The organism is Magnetococcales bacterium, from assembly GCA_015228935.1.
Classification (GTDB): domain Bacteria; phylum Pseudomonadota; class Magnetococcia; order Magnetococcales; family DC0425bin3; genus HA3dbin3.
The window spans coordinates 41488-62076 of record JADGCO010000002.1; the positions used below are offsets into that span (position 1 = coordinate 41488).

Sequence of the window (20589 nt, forward strand, 5' to 3'; positions counted from 1 at the left end):
ACCATGCTGCCAACAAGCAAGCAATGCCAACTCGTTGTTTTTTAGTATCTATTCAGAACACTTGCAAAAAAAAGGATTTGATATAAAAAACTTTGTTGGGGCTCCGCCCCAAACCCCGCCAGGGGGAAGGGCAGAGCCGCTTCCCCCTGGACCCCCATCCCAGTTTTTCAAACGTTTTGAATGGGAAGGCTGAATAGCAGATCAACGATGCTATCCCGTCTTGTTTTCTTCCTCCGATTGTGTATCCAGAGTGTTGGCCAGGACGACCCGATTGCGTCCCAATTTTTTTGCCCGATACAATGCATTATCGGCGGCCTTGATCATGGATGGCACGTCCGGAAATTCACGGTTTGTCATGATGGACACCCCGATACTGACCGTGACCTGCAAGCCATCGATGACCATCTCCTCTATGGTTTTGCGCAGCCGTTCTGCCACCTGACAGAATCCCCGATCATTGGCTGTATTGGGTATGTTGGTCAGAATGACACAAAACTCCTCACCGCCATAACGACAGGGAAAATCGGATTTGCGGAAAAAGTTCAACATGCACCTGCCCACCATTTGCAAGACACGGTCGCCCATGTCATGCCCATGCTGGTCATTGAAGCGTTTGAAATGGTCAACGTCCAACAAGAGGTAGCTTAATGACAAGCCATAGCGCTGGGCACGATCAAACTCGACGGCCATCAGCTCTTCCATGCGCCGACGATTGAACAGACCGGTCAATTTGTCGGTATAGGACAAATGACGCAGTTTTTCTTCCAGCTTTTTTTCCTCTGTCACGTCGCGAATCAGGGCCGCAGAACCGATGACATCTCCCCCGGGAGAACAGATACGGGCGGCATGAATGCTCAACACGAGTTGATTATAAACCACGGTTTCGGGCATACCCGCTCCACCGCTAACGACCAATTGTTGCACATAGTCGGGATCATCCATGAAATGCAAAAATCCCCCCTGAACGATCTGCTCGGAGGTCTTGCCCAGAAATCGTTCCGCTGCCGGATTGACCAGGACAATATGTTCATGTTGATCGGTGACGATGATCCCTTCCCGGGCGCTGAGGATGATGGTGGAAAGCTTGTTGCGTTCGGCCTGAAAACCGGTATACGTGCGCAGCAACTGATCCACCATGATATTGAAATTTTTGGCCATGTCGCCCAACTCGTCATGGCTCACGACAGGCACCTGAAACGACAAATCTCCCGCTGCCACCCGACTCATGGCCCGCTCCACTTCCTGAATCGGTTTGATCACCGACCGGCGAATCAGGACAAACACGACCATCAACAAGAGAGTCAATGACGTGAGCAGAATCATTCCCGCCCGGCGTTGGGCATCGGCGATGGCCTCATCCACTTGGGCCAGAGAGGTGGTCATTTTGACGACACCACGAAGCGGTTGGTCCGGATCGTGGCATAAATGGCATTCACGTTCATTGACAATGGGAATCAGGATGGTTTGCAAAAGTTCGTTCTCTTCGCCGCGTTCCTCGTAGAAAACCTGCCGCTTTTCAGCCAAGGCACGCACCAGATTTGGATTGTTTTTGGACAGGATTTGATGCCGCTTTCCCCTTTCCTCTTGCAGGGGAAATATGTCCTTGCCACGTCGCCAATTGACATCCTCGATGGTTTCATTATCCAGAAAGGCCTGTCGGCCATCCAGGCGCATGATGCGAAAATCCACCATGCCCGGCACCTTGCGCAACTGTTCGGCATAGGACTGGGCAATGGAGGCAAAACCGGGAATCATGATGGCTTTCAGCCCGTTGACCACACCCTGGACCTGTTCGGTGCGGGCACGCTGATTTTGTCTCAAGATGTTTTTGCGCTCATGTTCCAGGTAGAAACTGGATATTCCCGTCAAAATGACCGCAGATACCAGACCAATGGCGAGCAGGATTTTGTGGCCGATTGTCAATCTGAGCCTCATGACATCACCATCCGAAATGACAGATGATGCGCACAGGGCAGCACACCATGTTTAATGGTCATTCTTTTCATTCACAATTCCCCCCGAAAATCTCTGAATACTGGCAAGCCCCGATTGTCATTTCCTCCACGACCCCATGTGGGGAAGCGACTTCGTTTTTCGGGATGTTAGGAAATTTTCAGCCTCAAGGGCAAGAAAATAAAATGATTATTAAAGAATTCAGGCTCTTTTTAATTCTTGACTTGCATCAATTTTTCTGACTCGGACCAGGGGGAAACCTCCCGACCGGCCCGCACCGTCTCCTGTCAGTCTGCCCGGCACATGTCTGAATACCATAATCTTCCCCATATCCCCTCTGCTGTTGCATCATGGGGCAGAGGCTCTTTTGCAACAACTTCCCTGTATTCATGGTCTTTATCCATGATCGGGTCGATCCACCTGTTTAGGTTTACATTTAAATTCAATATATTCAATCACTCATATGCAGCGCGGCAGCCAGCAGTTCCCGGGTATAGGCGTGTTCCGGATGGGCGAAAATTTTTTGGGTTGGCGCGTATTCGACGATGCGACCGCGCCACATCACGGCCACATCGTGGGACATGGCGCGAATGACTCGTAAATCATGGGAAATAAATAAATATGCCAGATTGTAATCGACCTGAAGACGCAATAATAATTTTAATATCTGGGCCTGGACCGAAAGATCAAGGGCACTGGTGGGTTCGTCCAGAACCAGCAGATCCGGTTTGAGAACCATGGCTCGGGCAATGGCCAGACGCTGGCGCTGCCCGCCAGAAAATTGATGGGGATACCGATCCAGAATGGTTTCCGGCAGACCAACCTCATCCAGCATGGTGACGATGCGGCGGCGGCGGCGACCGGGATCGGCTTCGATGCGATGAATTTTCAGGCCTTCTTCAAGACTTTGGGCGATGGTCAGACGTGGGGAGAGCGATGAGACCGGATCCTGAAACACCACCTGGATGCGACGACGCAGTGGACGCAATTCCTGTCGCCGCATGCGTCCGAGATCCTGACCGGCAAAACGGAGTTCCCCTCCCCCCTCGTTCAGGCGCAGCAAAGTCTCGCCCAAAGTGGTTTTACCGCTCCCCGACTCCCCGACCACACCCAGGGTTTCTCCCCGCCGCAAGGTGACATCCACGGCATCCACGGCCTTGACCTGCGCCACCACGCGCCGCAACACCCCCTGGCGAACCGGAAAGTGACAATATACCCCCCGGGCTTCGTAAAGCACGGTCGATGCCGGGGGACGCGAAGGAGATTGTGTCGCGGGAAGACTTTCCAAAAGTGTTTGGGTATACGGGTGCTTGGGATGCTGGAACAAGGTGTGGGTGGCAGCGCTTTCCAGCACTTTGCCGGCCCGCATGACACACACCCGATCCGCCATGCGCTGCACCATGGGCAGATCATGGGTGATCAACAACAGGGCCATGCCCATCTCCTGCTGCAAATCACGCAAAAGATCGAGAATTTGCGCCTGGATGGTCACATCCAACGCCGTGGTCGGCTCATCGGCAATCAACAGAGCCGGTCGGCAAGCCAGGGCCATGGCAATCATCACCCGTTGTCGTTGGCCCCCGGAAAGTTGGTGGGGATAGGCATTCAGGATCCGTGGCGGATCGGGAATACCTGTACGTTCCAGCAATGCAACGGCCCGTTGACGCACATTGTTTTCTGTCAAGCCCTGATGCTGGATCAATGGTTCGGCCAGTTGGCGACCGATTGGATATACCGGGTTGAGGGCAGTCATTGGCTCCTGAAAAACCATGGCCACGGCATTGCCGCGCAGCCGGCGTTGGGCATCTTCGTCCAGCTTCAACAGGGAGTCACCAGCAAACGACAGGGTTTTGGCCGTGCGTCGTGCCCCCGCCGGCAGCAAGCCCAGAATGGCCAGGGCCGCCATGGTCTTGCCACTCCCCGATTCCCCCACCAGGGCCAGGGTTTCGCCGGGATCAACATGAAACGAAACGCCATCCAGAGCCGCCACGGTCTCGGGACCGGTTACAAAATGGACTGCCAGATCCTGAACTTCCAACAAAGGCCGGTGCATGCAAACCTCGTTCATCCCGGTACGCTGCCAAAGGATACCTGACCCTATTCCCGGCGCGGGTCCATGGCATCCCGCCATGCAAACCTCGTTCATCCCGGTACGCTGCCAAAGGATACCTGACCCTATTCCCGGCGCGGGTCCATGGCATCCCGCAGGGCCTCACCAATAAAATTGAGCAGCAACAAAACCACGACCAGAACCATGAAGGTGGAGAGAGAAAGCCACCAGGCATCGATGTTTTCCTTGCCCTGCCGCAGAAGCTCTCCCAGACTCGGCGTGGAGGGAGGAACGCCCAGTCCCAGAAAATCCAGACTGGTCAAGGCCATGAACGCCTCGGAGATGCGAAAGGGCAGAAAGGTGATGACCGGCGTCAAGGCATTGGGCAACAAGTGTCGCCACATGATGGCCGGGTCCGATGCCCCCATGGCCCGCGCCGCCTTGACATAAACCATGTTGCGTGACCGCAAAAATTCGGCCCGGACATAGTCCGCCAAGCCAATCCACCCGAACAGGGAGAGCAATACCAGCAACAAGGCCAGACTCGGCGTGAATATACTGGCAAAAATAATCAATAGATACAATTCGGGCATGCTGCCCCAGATTTCGATGAACCTCTGAAAAAACAGATCCACCCGTCCACCAAAATAACCCTGGATCGCCCCGGCCACCGTGCCCAACACCACCCCGATGCACGTCAATCCGAGGGCAAACAACACCGACAGCCGGAATCCATACAGGAGTCGGGCCAGGACATCACGACCCCGATCATCGGTACCCAGATAATTGTCCCGGGAGGGAGGAGACGGGGAAGGCCGGGTCAATTGCGTATTGATGGATTGATGGCTGTGAGGATTCGGCGGAAAAATCACCCGATTGGGATAGGATTTCAGTTGCTCCAGGATGAAAGGATCCCGATAATCCGCCTCGGAATCCAAAAATCCGCCAAAACGGGTTTCGGGATAGGTCACGACCAGGGGAACCAGCCAACTTCCCTGATAACGCACAAGCAGCGGCTTGTCGTTGGAAAGAACCTCGGCCACCAGCGACAGACCAAACAAAATGCCGAAAATCCAGAGGGAAACGAATCCCCGGCGATGTTTTTTGAAAAGTCGCCAGCGGTGGCGGGTCAATGGTGCAGGGTTCCAGATACGCATGGCATCATTATAACGACTCCTTGTCCCATAAAGCAGGTATCTTTTTTGCCCTGACAGGTTTGTGACCATCAGGAACATTTCAGGCGGAGAACAACATGCAACCAGCGAATCCCAAGCAACTCAACTTGACCCTCCGGTGGAGTTTGGGAAGTGCCTTTGTCGGGTTGGCTCTGCTGACGCTTCTGCTGTTTGGGGTGACGACCCACCTGATGGTTCGCACCTCTGCCAAGGAGGAGTTTCGCCACTGCATGTACGAAGCCTCGGCCATTGGTGCCTTGCTGGTTGATCCCCAATTGCACGCCACCATCCGTGAGCGCCAGGATGAAACCTCCGCAGCCTATCAGACGGTGCGTCACCAATTGAAAAGAATCCGCAATGTGACAAGCAATGTCCGGTACATATATACGTTTCGGAAAAATTCGGCGGGGCAGATTGTTTTTATCGTGGATGCGGAAGAGTCGCCTGACCTCGTGAGCCATGTCGGAGATGTTTATGACAAGGCAACCCCGGCCATGCTGTCAGCCTTCGAAAAACCTTATCGGATTATTGTCGAGAAGGATTTCAATACCGATCAATGGGGAACATTTCTGTCCAGCTATGCGCCCATATTCAACAAGGACGGCTCACTGGAAGCCGTTTTGGGTGTTGATATCAATGCGTCAAAGATCATCTCACACGAAAAAGATTACCTCAACACCATGTATTTCATCGTTGTTGTGTCAATCCTGATCGCAAGCATCCTCGGACTGCTATTCTCAAAGAGGATCAGCAAACCACTCCTGCTCCTGGAACAGGACATGTCCCGCATCCAGAAATTTGATTTGGATCATGCGTTTGACATCAAATCCCATGTCAGGGAAATCAATACGATGCAGTCTGCGGTCATCAACATGAAAAACAGTCTGCGTTCCTTCAAAAAATATGTGCCCGCAGAGTTGGTGGCAGAATTGATACTCTTGCGCAAGGAGGCTGTTCTTGAAGCGGAAAAGAAGGATTTGACAGTGTTTTTTTCCGATATTGCCGGGTTTACCACAATCTCTGAACAGTTGTCTCCTGAAGTGTTGTCGGAACGATTGGGAGTTTATTTTGAAGGCATGACCAGTACCATCTTGCAACATCAGGGAACGGTGGATAAATTCATCGGTGATGCCATCATGGCCTTCTGGGGGGCACCCGGTCCCTTGCCGACCCATGAGCTGAACGGTTGCCGGGCCGCCCTGGCGTGTCAACGCTTTTTGGCAACCATGGCCCCTGAATGTTCCCAAAAAGGTTATCCGCAGTTTGTCACCCGCATGGGTTTGTGCAGTGGGGAAGTGATTGTCGGCAACATGGGGTACAAGGATCGCCTGAGCTATACGGCCATCGGGGATACCGTCAATCTGGCCAGTCGTCTGGAAAGCCTCAATAAATATTACGGAACCCGTATCATCCTGAGCGAAACCACCCGGGCCAGGGTTTATGACAGCATGGTGACCCGCTTTCTGGATGTCGTTGCCGTCAAAGGCAAGCAGACCGGGATTCGCATCCATGAACTGATTGAAGAACAGGAGAGGGTGTCGCCTGCAATCAGGCAATTCGTTGAGCGCCACAACGAGGGAATGGCACTGTATCTCGACCAGAAATGGCAGCCGGCTGCCAGAGTGTTCGAACACTGTCTGCGCGAAAATCCACAAGACCAACCGGCCAGCATGCTCTTGAAACGGTGTCAAAACTTTGCAGAAAATCCTCCCCCGGAAGATTGGAACGGTATCACCGTCATGAAGGACAAATGACCCCCTCGCCAGGATAAACGGATCCGAAACAAAAATGCCAAGCGCCTCTCGGACGCTTGGCATTTTTGCTTATTCGGGTGATTTGTCCCTGATCAGCGGGGCGGAAAACGGTCATTCCCCATGGGCGGGGCGGGAAAACGATTGCCCATGCCTGCCGGCGGAGCAAACCGGTCATTGCCACCACCGATGCCACCACCACTCGGAGTATTGAACCTGTTTTCAATGTTTTGGGGATGACCGGCTGGGGGACCCGCCTGGGTAACCGGCTCGTTGGCTGCCGGCATGGCCGAACCCTGACCCTGCTGCGCTTTTGGAGGAGCCACCTGCTGATAATCCGCCGGGAGTTGGAAAAGGGTATCAGGCTGCGGACCTTCCTGGATATTGCGCATTTCCAGGACATATTTCTGGTCACCACTGACGCGGACAGGAACCCGCAAGCGGGCATCGATCCACTGCGTGTAGGTGGCGGTCTGGCCCCGGAAGGATTCGGAAAACTCCCACTTTTCAGCCGCCCGTCCACCGACATCTTCCATGCCCTTGAAACGACGTTCCATGACCGGACCATCCTGTGCTTCCTGGCGGACGATGATGCGGCGTTGCATGTCGATCCACATGGTCATTTGCATGGAGCGACCCTGGACAGAACGGGTAACGGTCCATTTTTCCGCCGGAACGCCAGCGGTATTGTCCATGCCGACCTTGGTACATTTGACCTGGGCGGCATTGGTATTGCAGGGGCTGTCTGGATCGGATGGCAGGGGCTTGACATCCGGTTCCGGAGGAACCGGGGCATCGCTGACCCCTTCATAATATTGTTTGCTGGCGGGCATGAGGGTCCACGCCTTGTGATTGGCGGCATCGATGATCACCGCTTTTTCCTGACCCCGATGTGATCCTTCGGCGCGAATGCGATTTTTGCCGACAAAGAGCCGACCTGTCGCCTGGTTGGCGGGGCTGTCCTTGCCGGTCATCATGACTTCTGCCGAAAATTCCCCTCCGTACCAGGAGCCGGCACTTGCGGGAACGGCCGTGACGCCGACGATCATCAGAGCCAGCGCTCCGGTAAATTGTCTCATGCAGTGTTCTCCTTGCTGTGATTTTTCGAAAATGTCTTAGAGGCTGTTTATTTACCCTCGGATAAAAAAAATTGGAAAGGAAGATTTTATTGGGGCTCCGCCCCAAACCCCGCCAGGAGGAAGGGCACAGCCCTTCCCCCTGGACCTCCATCCCAGTTTTTCATTCGTTTTTTTGAAATTTACATGTTATTAGACAGCCTCTGAGTCAGGGATGCGGATTTCTGTATGATCCTTCTTCCAGGTATGATAAATGAACAACTCAACGTGGTGCAAAGGGAAAATGACACGATTCTCCTGGTTTGCAATGGAATGCCTTGGCCTGCGGAGATGGCTTTGTTACCCTCCTGCACACGGCCAGACGTGGCTTGTTGGCCGTTTTTGCGACCATTTCAAACCTGATCAGGAGAAAATTCATGGCAATTGAGCGCACCTTTTCCATCATCAAACCGGATGCCGTGGCGAAAAACGTCATTGGCCAGATCGTGGCGCGTTTCGAGGCCGCCGGTCTGCGGATCGTGGCCTCCCGCATGGTGCATTTATCCCCTGCCCAGGCCGGTGCCTTCTATGCCGTTCACAAGGGGCGGCCATTCTATGATGAGCTGGTGGCCTACATGTGTTCCGGTCCCATCGTGGCCCAGATATTGGAAGGTGAAAACGCCATCAAGAAAAACCGCGAAGTCATGGGAGCCACCGATCCGAAAAAAGCGGCCCCCGGAACCATTCGCGCCGACTTTGCCAGTGATGTCTCGGCCAATGCCGTGCATGGCTCCGATGCCCCGGAAACCGCAGCCCAGGAAATGGCCTTCTTTTTCAACAATCTGGAGATTTGCCCCCGCTAGGCGGATGTGATGGATGATCCCATCCGTTTGACTGGTCTATCCCGGACGGAACTGTCCGAACTCGTGTTGGGATGGGGCGAAAAACCCTATCGGGTTCGGCAGCTCTGGTCCTGGCTGTATGTGCGTCTGGCGTCCGACTGGGACGCCATGACCGATCTTTCCAGGGACTTTCGCGCCCGTCTGGCCCAAGTCTGCGGCCCCTTGCGACCGGAACCGGTGGCCCATCAAACCGCCACCGATGGCACAGAAAAATGGCTGCTCCGGCTTCAGGATGGTCAGGTCATCGAAACGGTCTTCATCCCGGAAGAGGGGCGGGGAACCTTGTGCATCTCCTCGCAGGCCGGGTGTTCCCTGAACTGTCCATTCTGTCATACCGGTGCCCAGGGCTTTGCCCGCAATCTGACCGCAGCGGAAATTGTCGAACAGGTTCTCTTTTGCCGACAGGATCTGGCTGCCCGGGACCGGAGGCTGACCAATATTGTCCTCATGGGCATGGGGGAGCCGCTGTATAATTATGACGCAGTTGCCAAGGCGGTCCGTATCCTCATGGACGACTCGGGCGTGGCCATCGGGACCCGCAAAATCACTCTTTCCACGGCTGGTGTGGTGCCGCGTCTGCACGCAGTCGGTCACGACCTGGGGGTCAATCTGGCCATTTCGCTTCATGCGGTGCGCGATGAGCTGCGCAATGAACTGGTACCCTTGAACCGCAAATATGACTTGGCCGCCTTACGGCAGGCACTTCTGGATTATCCCCTGAAAAGCACCCGCCGCATCACCTGGGAGTATGTCATGCTCGCCGGGGTCAATGACTCCCCGGAAGATGCCCGGGAAATGGCCCGTTATCTCCGGGATATTCCGTCCAAAATCAATCTGATTCCCTTCAATCCCTGGTCAGGTGTCCCCTACGTGCCATCAGCACCGGAAGTCGTGACCCGGTTTCAGGAAATTCTCCACCAGGCCGGATATGTCACCGTCATCCGGGAGAGTCGTGGAGCCGACATTGCGGCGGCCTGTGGCCAATTGAAAGGTCAACTCCCGGGAACACGACCACGGAGTCATGCCTGTCCCGACCAGATCCAGGATCAATCATGATCAGAATTGATAAATGTAAATATTTCAACCTTAAAAAGAGTTGGAAGACATTGAGCAGTTCTTCCAAATTGAATGGAATGCCTGAACCTTCATCCAGGTTGCTTTTATTTTATGCTGTCGAATGTGGACTCAAACATTTGCTCCTTCGCCAGGAACCTGTTCAATGCCCTGATAATAAAAACAATCTTCTTTATACACACAAGCTTCCGGATATTGTCAAAAAACTCAGGATGACAGCCACGGATGGCAAGTTGCCGCCATGTCCAAAAAAACTTTTTCTTCAAGAAAATGGATATACACACACTCAAACCGATTCCTGGGATGTGCATCTGGCTTGGCGGTATGGTCTGGAAGTCGAGAAAAAGAATGAATCGGAAATTTTGCAATGGCTTGATCATATCAATCATATCATTGGCAACAGGATAAACAGGCAATGATTGGACACGGCTCGTTGTTCAGTTGGGTTGATATTTCACGTTGGCTTTGGGAATCCTACCAGGCTGAGGATGTGCAAAATGTGGATGATCCTCCTCCGCCACCTCCTGACGGATTGATCTACGCCCAGGCTTATTGGGATGGTCTGCAACTGGGTGTTGCCAAAGGCACAAACGAGAATGACGTTTTTCAGTGGTTGGAAAAATGTTTCTCTGATCGATGGGATCACAATTCGCGTCGCATAATCTTGACGACAGGAACCCCTGACGGAGATCAATTGTCAGTTGTTTTAGAAGAACTTTCGCACGAAGAAGAACAGGAATGGAAGAGAGGATTGATTCGGGCTCAATTTTCACCGCCGGGAATTGTTCGTTTTCATAAAACGTTCACGCCTTTCCCACCGGACTTACCACCCGAGCTTCCGCCGTTGGTGTTGTTTCACTCCTTCAAGGGTGGTGTGGGACGTACCATGTGTGCCCTGGGATTGGCGCAGGCCTACGCATCCAGGAAAAAAAAGGTATTGTTGATCGATGCCGATTTCGAGGCACCCGGTATCAGTTTTCTCTATTCAAAACGACTGGGGGATCCCCTGTATTCCCTGTCGGATCTGATCAACATGGTGCATGCCGATCCTGATGTGAAGGGAGAGGGTGTCCTGACCACGGCGCATCACTATGTCCAGTCCCAGGAATTGGATGGAATATTTGTCCTGCCCGGTTTTCGCAATATGAAGCGCATGGTTTCACTGGAAATACGTCCAGAGCATCTGGTATCCAGTGTCTCCCATCCACCGTTTTTCTTCACGGAAACATTGGCCAGGCTTGGCAAGATGCTTGGGGTCGATGTCGTTATTGTGGATTTGCGGGCCGGGCTTTCCGAACTGTCGGCATTTCTTTTATTGGATCCGCGTGTGCATCGTTTGCTGGTTGTCAATGCCTCCGGGCAGGCAATCCAGGGTACCAGGCTTTTGTTGCAACAAATGGGACGCATGGCCCGGACCAATCAATGGCCAGAGAGTAAATTACCCGGTTTGATATTGAATCAACTTCCCCTTGATATTTTTGCCCAGGTACGAACCTTGGATCAAGAGAAAGGAATGCTGGCATCCATTCTGGATAAGTTTGACCAAATGTTGGCGGAATCTTTTATGTCTCCACCTCCGGCAACCGAAAATGAACAGCCACTGATTCTATCCGAGCTTGATGAGGGGTTTGTCCGGGCCTTGATTCCCTATAATCCCTTGTTGGCCATCCTTCCCGATGATTGGGATGGTGCCATGGCATCCATCAAACAGGCCAATATTCCGGATACTTTATGGAAAGATCTTGAATTGTGGTTGCCAAAATCGGCAGGGCGTGCCCAAAAAAAGGGTAAAACACCTCTTGGTCCCCCCAACATTGAAGAAAGCCGTAAAAAATTGGGAGATTATGCAGGAAGCTTGATTACCGCCGAAGGAAGATCCAACATAAATGATCAGAATGTCAATTTTCTTGCCATCCAACCCCTTGAAAAACTGGCCATCGATCATGCAGCCAAATTGCCTGTCACCGTGGTCATCGGGGCCAAGGGGGCTGGAAAGACCTATACCTACCTGAATCTGGCCAAGTGTGGAACCTGGGGCAATTTTTTCCACAATATCAAGAAAAAATCAAAACCCGGTTTGGATGCCATGTTTTTGCCGCTTCTCTGGAACAAAAACTCTGACAACATGACGGAATTGCAGAACATAAGAATAAAATGCCGCACGCAGATCGGCCTGACCGATCCTGGTGTAATTTCTTTTGAATTGGCACCTGAAATCAGTCGTTTCCTGTCATCCTCGCCGGACATCTGGCAGTGGCGAACGTTCTGGATCGATGCCATGGCCTGGGTAATGGGCATCAATCCTGGCCAGAAAGGGGAGGGTGAGAAACTCCTGAAATTTCTCCACGAAAAAAAACAGTTTCTGATTGCCATCGTGGATGGTCTCGAAGAGGCATTTGTCGATTTCAGTTCCGATCCCCGCCAACAGACCGCCTTGCGCTCCCTGCTCCAGGAGGTACCCAACTGGTTGCGACAACAACATGACACGCTACTGGGATTGATCGTGTTTGTCCGTCAGGACATCGTGGTGCATGCCATTCCGCAAAATCGTACCCAATTCATCGATAAATACCGCAACTATGCCCTACAATGGCGCTGGGCGGAAGCCATGGAACTGGCTGCCTGGGTCACGGAACACTCTGGCGCAATCCCTGGGATCTGGAAAAATGGTTTTGCCCAATTATTGGAAGGTGATCAGGCGCGTCACTTGACTGCCTTGTGGGGAATGAAACTGGGCAATGAAAATTCAAGGGAACCCAGGTCGAACGAATGGGTTCTTTCTTCCCTCGCTGATTTGCGTGGACGTATCCAGGCTCGTGATATTGTTCGCTTTCTCCAACAGGCCGCCAACAAATCGATCGGCAATACCAAAACCACGGATCGACTCCTGTCACCATCGGCCATGCGTGATGCCCTGTCATCTTGCGGAGAGGCAAAAGTTCAGGAAATTGGGGAGGAAAATATTGTTCTGAACAAAATATTTCAAAAAATCCGAGAAAGTCGTCAACACGAAAACAGATTTTCGACTCCTTGCAGGTTCGAGGCTTTGGCCAGGATTGGATTGGAAAAAAATGATATTGAAATGATGGAAGAAAATGGCGTCGTTTTCTTTGACAATCGTGAAGGAATATACCACTTCCCGGAAATATTTCGTCATGGTCTGGGCATCGATCGCAATACGAAAGCTAAACCGAAGATTATCTCCCTGATGCGGCAGGCGCGCAATCTGTCGCGATTCTGACCATATCCTGTTTTCGTGGAGGTGACTGCATGGAGAAGAAGCATCCGTGCGCTCGTTTGAACGATATTTATGGCAGATATATGGTGGCGTTGTCGTCATGTTGCTTTTGGCACTTGCTCTAGTTGCCAGATTCTTCTATCGTTCAGGCAGGGGGTTCTCCTGGAGGTCATGTCAGATCTGTCTGGCAACCTGGATGAACAATGACCTCACCATCTGGAAGAGAAAAACCTGGGCAGTGTACCCTGATACGATTCAGCCGGAAAAAGCGGGGAGGGGGGGGAGTCATGTGCCATGAAAATCATGATCGCCGATGATGAACCGGATAATCGGTCTCTTCTGCAACACATTCTTGCACCTCTTGGAACGTGCGATTTTGTATCCAATGGGCAGGAGGCCATTGAGGCCTACGAAATGTCCTTGATGGATGGCAAATATTACGATCTGATTTGCCTGGACATCATGATGCCAAAGGTCGATGGGCACGAAGCGTTGAAAAAGATTCGCGAATTGGAACAGACGCAACGCACGGATGGCCGGGAAGCCGTCGTGTTCATGGTGTCGGCCATGGATACCGAAACCCATGTGGTCAAGGCCTTTTTCCACGGCTACTGCACCGACTATCTGACCAAACCCGTCACCCGCGACAAAATGTTGGATAAACTGCGTCAGTACAATCTTATTGAGGCGTAGTCGGCTCCGTTGTCTGTAACGCAGTCGTGGCAGCCGTTGCATGCAACGCGGTCACGGCATCTGTGAATTCTGCCCGGAGTTGCTCAAACGCCGACGCGGTCTCCTGCCAAATCTTCATCTCCGCCTTGCGTCCCAAAAAAATGGCCCGCATCTTGACCCGTTGTGCCCCGACCTGAACTGCCAGTTCCTGCAAGGCCTCCGTCAATTTGAGAACCGTACCGGATTCCTCGTTGTCAAGAGCCACAGCCACCGCCTCCAGATGTTTTTGCCCATCCTGTACAAAATCGTGCCGATGCCTGGCAAATGTTTCGGCATCACAGTGGGTTGCCGATAATACCGTGTTTTTGGGAGTCTCGGGAATTATTGGAGTCGTGGATGCCTTGTGGGCCACATGGGGCTGTAAGACATCCAACAGTTCCTGGGATCGATAGGGCTTGCACAGGAAACCATTCATGCCGGCATCGAGACAATTCTGGTGGTCTATTTCGAGGGCACAGGCCGTACAGGCGATAATGGGAACCTGTTGTCGCTTTCCCAAGGGGGCGTGTGTGCGAATCCACCGGGTCAGTTCGTAACCATTCATCCCCGGCATCTGCAAATCCATCAGCACCAGGTCACAGGTCGCCATTTTGGTGATGCACTCCGTGCCAGCCTGCCCGTTGTTGGCCACCGTTACCCGATGGCCGCACCGTTTCAGAATATGAATGGCCAGCCGCTGACTGTCTGGATTGTCTTCCACCAACAGAATATCCAGGGGCGTTGCGGCCACCTGAAACTGGCTTTGTCGGGTATCCGCCGAATTATTTTCCGGCAAACGACCTGCAAGCCGATTGATCAAGCGAATCAGTTGCAAACGCCTGGGCGGTTTACGTATGCCCACGATTTTGGCAAACACATGGACCGGCTTTAAATCTTCCAGGCGTCGATTGACCGGCAACAAGACCAGGACCTTTTTCTGCCAGCCGGGATGTGTATCGCAACCCGCCGGCAACAGGCCAACCTGTTCCACATGAAAATGATCCACGATGGCCAATGCAAAAGGATCTTTCCGGGCTTTTTCCAGCCGTGTGATCAAGTCGGCGGAATCGGTCACTGCCACGCCATCCGCACCAGAATGGCGCATGGTCTGTACCAGGTCGGTGCGCAAGGCCTGGTTGACACAGGCGATCCATATTTTCAAGCCTGACAGGGGTTTTTCGAAATGGAATGTGGCGATATCTCTTGCCAAATTTCCATTGAAGCTGGTATCGGGCAATTTGCCAACCGGGAAACAGACGGTGAAATAAAATTCACTGCCGTGTCCCTCTTCGGATTTGACCTGAATGGCCCCCCCCATCATGTGTATCAAGTGTTGGCTGATGGTCAGTCCCAGACCCGAACCGCCATATTTGCGGGTGGTTGAACCATCCACCTGGGTAAAACGCTCAAATATTTGCGACAATTTTTCCCCGGGAATGCCAATACCGCTATCCCGGACCGAAAAACGCACTCTGGCCTCTCCAGTCACCTGACCAGATGCATCCGGTTCCAGACTTGCAGAGAGGGTGATTTCGCCAGTACTGGTAAACTTGATGGCATTGTTGAGCAGGTTGATCATGACCTGCGTCAGGCGAAACGGATCACCGACCACAACCTCCGGCAAATCAGGGGCCATGGCGCACACGAGTTCCAGACCTTTTTTATGGGCGCGTATCGCCATGGTTTCACAAGCCGTCTCCATCTGGTCGAGGAGATTGAAAGAGACACTCTCCAGCTTCAGATGCCCGGACTCGATCTTGGAAAAATCAAGAATGCCATTGAGCAATTCCAACAGGGAGTTGGAAGCCCGCTGCACCATTTCCAGATTTTCAATCTGCTCACTGCTCAACGGAGTGCCCAAAACCAGATCGGTCATACCAATGATGGCGTTCATGGGGGTACGAATTTCATGACTCATGTTGGCCAAAAATTCGCTTTTGGCCCGGCTGGCCAGTTCGGCCATGTTGAGCGCATCTTCCAGGGATTTCAGCAGTTGCTTTTGCTCGCTCACATCGTGCATGAAGGCAATAAAGTGGAGATGTCCGTCGTTTTCCACGGAAATCAAAGACATTTCAATCTCAATGCGCGTTCCATCCACACTCTGGGCAGAGAGGGCAATGCGACGTTTCAGTTGGAGTACCTGTTCCGAAGGCAGGTTCGCGTAACGCTGCAAACCAGTGCAATGGAGTTCCCTGGACTCTTCAGGAATAATGAAATCGGAAATATTTTGGTTTAACAGAACATCCTTCTGATAGCCGAAAAGCGTCTCCGCCGCCGGATTCATATGGATCACCGTGCCATGGATATCCGTGGAAATAATGGCATCCAGGGAATTTTTCAGGATGGATTTCAGATAGTTTTCCCGGCTTTCCAGTCGCCCGATGTTGTCTTTGATCCGGTCGGCCATAAGATTGAAATTGGCGGCCAGCTCTGCCAATTCATGTCCGCCGTGAATCGTTGACACATTCAGATGCTGGTTCAAATTCCCAGCGATGACCGCCCGAACGCCGTGACTGATGCGCAACAGGGGATTGACAAGTGCCCATCGTACATAACCATACAGGACCATCACCAGCATCAGGGCTGAAAACCCTCCAATCACACCCAGTTGCCAGGCAACATGGTCGGCCTCGGCTGGTTCCATGGCCAGAATCAGGGTCCAACCCACTTCCGGTATGGAGTGCGCGACCCGCACCCGGGAAAATTGATTCCGACGCTCATCCTGACTGGCGGCATTCACCATCCAGGCAGCCAGGGTTGTTCCCAGCCCGGGGGTCTGGGCCACCTGCTGTTGCCGACCATCGACCAGAATGGCAGATATGCTTCTGGCTTCCAGATCATTCATTAATTTATTGATCGTTTCAGATAATGATCGATAAAATATGATCGCCCCCTCCCTCTTTCCTTCAATATTCAGAATGCCGATGCTTTCAAGCATCCATTCTTTTTCTGCTGATTGTAATATCCGGTGAGCAATACCAGATTTCTTGTCGCCTGCAAGCTTGAAATCACCACGATCAGACAGGCTGGCTGTTTCCACCTGGCGGCCCTTGACATGGTGCAGCAGAATTTTTCCCCTGGCATCCACCCAGTCAATGGTGAATAACTGCGGTTTGGAAAGATAAATTTTATGCAAATACATATCCACCGCCGCCCAGGATTCATCCATGCCATTTTGCTCCTGGAAGATGGAAAAAGTGACATGGTCTTCAATCGACCGATGGGTGCGAACAACCGATAGATAGTCCCCGGTCTCGTTGATGACATGCAGCAGCCGTTCCGCCATGGCCGAGGATTCACCCTGCAAATAGATCACTGTATTGTGAAAAAAGGCCTCTCTGACCATTCTGGTGGAGATGATACCCTGGACAATCAGGACCAGGGAGACCAGAATAACCACCATCAATGACAATTTTTGTCCGAGTGTTCCCTTCAAATGACGGTATCCTGCAACCTGGGGCTTGTGCCTGTGACCAACAGGTCAAAGGCAAGTTGAGTTTCTCTGCTGCCGCACATGGTGCCATATCTGCCACAATATCGGCAAGAGCTTGTATTTTTGTTTTATTTATTGGAAAATACTGTTCCTTGAAATTGACAGGTCAGAATGGGGCAATCATGCGTGGATTGTATTGGGATGGCCGTTGGCAACTCCGGGAGGATTTGCCCATGCCGGAGGTTTGGGCTGGGGAGGCCCTGCTCCGGGTACGTCTGGCCGGCATTTGTGGCACGGATCTGGAAATTGCCCGGGGATATGTGGATTTTCAGGGTATTCCCGGGCATGAGTTTGTCGGCGAGGTGGTCGCCGCACCGGATTCGGACTGGCAGGGCCGGCGGGTGGTCGGGGAGATCAACTGTGTGTGTGGGCGTTGCGGACCATGCCAGCGCCAGGAGCGGAGCCACTGCCACAATCGCACCGCCCTGGGCATTCGCGGTCGTGATGGGGCTTTCGCCGAATATTGTCTGCTCCCTTTGGAAAATTTGCATCCGGTCCCGGAGACCATGGCCGATACCACGGCGGTCTTTGTCGAACCTCTGGCTGCGGCGCTGGCCATCGTCCAGGACAACCATATTCGTCCTGCCGACCGGGTCATGGTGGTGGGAGATGGGCGTCTGGGTCAGCTTGTGGCCCGGGTTCTGCGCCTGACGGGGTGTGATTTGACGGTCATTGGGCATCACCAGGACCACCTGGATTTGCTGACCAGGTTGGAAATTGCGACCTCCCTTGAGAAAGATGCCTCCCTGGCAGAGTGCGCCACTCTGGTCGTCGAATGTACCGGGCATGCAGCGGGTTTTGCCACCGCCCGTCGCCTGGTGCGCCCCCGGGGCACCATCGTCCTGAAAAGCACTTTTTCCGACAAGAGTGGGATCGATACCACGGATCTGGTCGTGAATGAGATTACCTTGCGTGGTTCGCGTTGCGGTCCTTTCAGGCCGGCCTTGCGGTTGCTGGCAACTGGTCTGGTGAGTGTGGCCGATCTGGTGGAAGCGGTCTATCCCCTGAGCGCCGGTTTGGCAGCCATCGACCATGCCCAAAGGCCCGGGGTGCGCAAGGTGTTGCTGGCAATCAATCCACCTGAATATCATGCCGACAGGCCGATCCTGGCGCAGACCCGGCATCTGGATGACTCCTTGCAGAGGGAACCACCCCATGGATGAAAAAGTATTTGACGATTTGCTGGCAAGTATTCACCAGATGGGCGACCACATGCGCGGGAAAACCCTGGATGGGATCAAGATTGTGGAATTCCCCACTGTGGATACCAAAATAGCATTTGATGCACGAGAAAACCTGGAAATTCAGGGGGAAGAATCCATGGCCTCCTCGCGCACGACTTCCGGGGGCCAGCGCCAGGCGATCCACTGCCGATAGAGCGGCACGGAAAATTTGTAGGCCGGGCCATTTCTCAGCAGGATTTGTTCGTCAAATCTTGCTTCGAGGCAACCTTGGATTTGATTGCGGGGCAGAGGCATGCCGGCCTGATTCATGAAGGCTTCCACGTCGGCGGTGGTACGCCAGATGCGGGTGGATTCATCTGAAAGCCAGGCCAGGGTGGCAAGGACCCGATGATCGGCGGCCTTCAGATCGCCCCAATGATTGTCAAAGGCGGCATTGGTGTCGAGTTCCAATACCTCCTGGATGGCAGTGTTCATGTCGGCCACGGTCACATAGTTGGTTCTTTGTTCTCCCTCGGCCAGGGCGTTGTTGAAACGGCTCTGGATGGTCTGGCCAACACAGCCGTAACGCTAGACTGATCCGCTTTTTTTTAAAACAAAGCATGCCAGTCCCTCGTCATGGCCAAACCATAATATTTTCAGGCCAATCTTTTCTATAACTTTACGTAAAGCGACGGGATCATATTCATGAATATATGACAGATAAGCGGAAGACATAACATCTTCATCTCCAGGAAGTTTAAAATCGTTGTAAGTCGCAATAACAGTTCTCGTATCCGGCACGTTACTCCTATTTTCTTGCTCAACATACCTAAGTCTATCGCTATCGTAGTCCACTCCCAACATGTCAAGCGGTGTAAAATCAAATTTCTTATTAATATGTTCACTTCCACCTATGTCAACACTTCTATTTGTCTTTAACCTTACCTCAACTATCAATACGTCTTCAATAAACATAGCCTCTTTTATTCTATATAAAAAATCAACTTCCTTATCCATATTCCCAAGCGTGTTTCCTAAAAGGGTGAAAATATTAGGTTCTGGGCGATACTGATATACAGGAGTAAACGATTTTAATGACTTACTGAAATCTGAAACAATAGCTTTAATCTTTAATCTGTTTTTTAAATCTTTCACATCTACAACCGTTTGAATTGCATTTGAGATAAGAGTTGGGCTGATATCAAAAGGATAATAAAAAATATCGTTGACCGACTTTGTTTGTCTTTCCATAATATTGGTAAGAAAAATTCTGTCCTTTACACCATTTCCTGGACCAAGTGAAATATAATCCGGCTGGGAAGAAACAAAATCATTTCCAATAGAATCCAATATTTTCCCTATATTGTCTGTAAAAAAAGAAACAGATTTACCGAAATACTTGTATTCTGCGTCCTGACACAAGCCTAGCCACAATGATGATCCACGATCAAACTTATACAAATACTGGGTTGGAATCAGGCTTGCGTTCCGAATATGCTTTATTATTTGTCTACGATCATCCTTACTCCAATGCTCCAGATAAAATGTGGCGTCAGTTATCTCAGGAAAAACATCTCCTCTATTAAGCACTTTCGCTGCTTTTTTCTGAGATTTTAATTTAAAGGCGCGACTGTTTTTTATCCATTTTGATAAAAGCATTTCAAATTCAGAAAAATTTTCATGATCATATACTAGATGCCTTAAATGTGAAATATCTGAAGGAAAGCTGTCCTTTTTTCCCGTGATCAAAATAATATCTTTATTGAAGGCAGATGCCTGTCCCAATTCAAAGTAAACATTTGGATTTACCTCAGACAGCTCTGCAATTACCAGATCAGCGGTTCGAATTCTTTCAGAAATATCTGAATAAAATGAAGACGACCCTTCAATCTGATCCGCTCTGATTGGATTAAAGCCATGCTTATTCAAAACTTTCGAAATGACACCACCATAGATGGATTCATAAGGTTCCTTGTATGGCATAATAATAAAAGCCTCAAACATGCTCATTATTTCTCTCCACT

At 51.8% G+C, this 20589-nt stretch carries 14 protein-coding genes; 7 read left to right on the forward strand and 7 right to left on the reverse strand.

The features are described 5' to 3' along the window. Positions 1–210: 210 nt before the first annotated feature. The 3 genes from HQL65_01445 to HQL65_01455 all read right to left on the reverse strand — a co-directional run bounded on the left by HQL65_01445 (position 211) and on the right by HQL65_01455 (position 5160). On the reverse strand, positions 211–1935 hold the full coding sequence (locus HQL65_01445) for a diguanylate cyclase (GenBank protein MBF0134877.1): 1725 nt from the start codon (positions 1933–1935) through the stop codon (positions 211–213). A gap of 469 nt (positions 1936–2404) precedes the next feature. Then, on the reverse strand, positions 2405–4006 hold the full coding sequence (locus HQL65_01450; GenBank protein ID MBF0134878.1) for an ABC transporter ATP-binding protein: 1602 nt from the start codon (positions 4004–4006) through the stop codon (positions 2405–2407). Between the two features lie 122 nt (positions 4007–4128). Then, positions 4129–5160 (reverse strand): ABC transporter permease, encoded by a 1032-nt coding sequence (locus HQL65_01455; GenBank protein ID MBF0134879.1) that lies wholly within the window; start codon positions 5158–5160, stop codon positions 4129–4131. 95 nt (positions 5161–5255) lie between these two features. Between HQL65_01455 and HQL65_01460 the strand changes: the two genes are divergently transcribed. Further along, a complete protein-coding gene (locus tag HQL65_01460) occupies positions 5256–6932 on the forward strand; it encodes a hypothetical protein (GenBank protein ID MBF0134880.1) in 1677 nt (558 codons plus the stop codon). A gap of 92 nt (positions 6933–7024) precedes the next feature. Here the strand turns inward: HQL65_01460 and HQL65_01465 are convergent, their stop codons facing one another. Continuing rightward, on the reverse strand, positions 7025–8008 hold the full coding sequence (locus HQL65_01465; protein ID MBF0134881.1) for a hypothetical protein: 984 nt from the start codon (positions 8006–8008) through the stop codon (positions 7025–7027). Positions 8009–8421: 413 nt separating this feature from the next. On the opposite strand from HQL65_01465, the gene ndk reads away from it, so the two are divergent. The 5 genes from ndk to HQL65_01490 all read left to right on the forward strand — a co-directional run bounded on the left by ndk (position 8422) and on the right by HQL65_01490 (position 13891). Then, positions 8422–8847 (forward strand): nucleoside-diphosphate kinase, encoded by a 426-nt coding sequence (ndk, locus tag HQL65_01470; GenBank protein ID MBF0134882.1) that lies wholly within the window; start codon positions 8422–8424, stop codon positions 8845–8847. A gap of 9 nt (positions 8848–8856) precedes the next feature. Then, entirely contained in the window at positions 8857–9942 is a 1086-nt protein-coding gene (gene rlmN, locus HQL65_01475) for a 23S rRNA (adenine(2503)-C(2))-methyltransferase RlmN (protein MBF0134883.1), read from the forward strand. Beyond that, positions 9939–10379, forward strand: a complete 441-nt coding sequence (locus HQL65_01480; protein MBF0134884.1) for a hypothetical protein — start codon at positions 9939–9941, stop codon at positions 10377–10379. Before rlmN ends, HQL65_01480 begins: the two co-directional genes overlap by 4 nt. Further along, a complete protein-coding gene (locus HQL65_01485) occupies positions 10376–13201 on the forward strand; it encodes a ParA family protein (protein MBF0134885.1) in 2826 nt (941 codons plus the stop codon). The genes HQL65_01480 and HQL65_01485 overlap by 4 nt, the downstream gene beginning before the upstream one ends. Before the next feature lie 291 nt (positions 13202–13492). Then, complete coding sequence (locus HQL65_01490) at positions 13493–13891, forward strand: response regulator (protein MBF0134886.1); 399 nt, start codon at positions 13493–13495, stop codon at positions 13889–13891. On the opposite strand, the gene HQL65_01495 is transcribed toward HQL65_01490, so the two are convergent. Continuing rightward, positions 13878–17345, reverse strand: coding sequence for a response regulator (locus HQL65_01495; protein ID MBF0134887.1), 3468 nt, complete (start codon positions 17343–17345; stop codon positions 13878–13880). The two genes, HQL65_01490 and HQL65_01495, sit on opposite strands and share 14 nt — an antisense overlap. Before the next feature lie 179 nt (positions 17346–17524). On the opposite strand from HQL65_01495, the gene HQL65_01500 reads away from it, so the two are divergent. Then, entirely contained in the window at positions 17525–18565 is a 1041-nt protein-coding gene (locus tag HQL65_01500; GenBank protein MBF0134888.1) for an alcohol dehydrogenase catalytic domain-containing protein, read from the forward strand. A 141-nt stretch (positions 18566–18706) separates the two neighbouring features. Here the strand turns inward: HQL65_01500 and HQL65_01505 are convergent, their stop codons facing one another. Together HQL65_01505 and HQL65_01510 are read right to left on the reverse strand one after the other, a co-directional pair. Next, the gene (locus HQL65_01505; GenBank protein MBF0134889.1) at positions 18707–19060 is read right to left on the reverse strand and encodes a hypothetical protein; all 354 of its coding nucleotides are present in this window, start codon (positions 19058–19060) and stop codon (positions 18707–18709) included. Positions 19061–19153: 93 nt separating this feature from the next. Continuing rightward, entirely contained in the window at positions 19154–20575 is a 1422-nt protein-coding gene (locus HQL65_01510) for an L-histidine N(alpha)-methyltransferase (protein MBF0134890.1), read from the reverse strand. Positions 20576–20589 lie beyond the last annotated feature (14 nt).

Coding starts and splice junctions, on each gene's coding strand:
- HQL65_01445 (MBF0134877.1), bottom strand. CDS start 1,935: ATGAGGCTCAGATTGACAATCGGCCACAAAATCCTGCTCGCCATTGGT.
- HQL65_01450 (MBF0134878.1), bottom strand. CDS start 4,006: ATGCACCGGCCTTTGTTGGAAGTTCAGGATCTGGCAGTCCATTTTGTA.
- HQL65_01455 (MBF0134879.1), bottom strand. CDS start 5,160: ATGCGTATCTGGAACCCTGCACCATTGACCCGCCACCGCTGGCGACTT.
- HQL65_01460 (MBF0134880.1), top strand. CDS start 5,256: ATGCAACCAGCGAATCCCAAGCAACTCAACTTGACCCTCCGGTGGAGT.
- HQL65_01465 (MBF0134881.1), bottom strand. CDS start 8,008: ATGAGACAATTTACCGGAGCGCTGGCTCTGATGATCGTCGGCGTCACG.
- ndk (MBF0134882.1), top strand. CDS start 8,422: ATGGCAATTGAGCGCACCTTTTCCATCATCAAACCGGATGCCGTGGCG.
- rlmN (MBF0134883.1), top strand. CDS start 8,857: ATGGATGATCCCATCCGTTTGACTGGTCTATCCCGGACGGAACTGTCC.
- HQL65_01480 (MBF0134884.1), top strand. CDS start 9,939: ATGATCAGAATTGATAAATGTAAATATTTCAACCTTAAAAAGAGTTGG.
- HQL65_01485 (MBF0134885.1), top strand. CDS start 10,376: ATGATTGGACACGGCTCGTTGTTCAGTTGGGTTGATATTTCACGTTGG.
- HQL65_01490 (MBF0134886.1), top strand. CDS start 13,493: ATGAAAATCATGATCGCCGATGATGAACCGGATAATCGGTCTCTTCTG.
- HQL65_01500 (MBF0134888.1), top strand. CDS start 17,525: ATGCGTGGATTGTATTGGGATGGCCGTTGGCAACTCCGGGAGGATTTG.
- HQL65_01505 (MBF0134889.1), bottom strand. CDS start 19,060: ATGAACACTGCCATCCAGGAGGTATTGGAACTCGACACCAATGCCGCC.
- HQL65_01510 (MBF0134890.1), bottom strand. CDS start 20,575: ATGAGCATGTTTGAGGCTTTTATTATTATGCCATACAAGGAACCTTAT.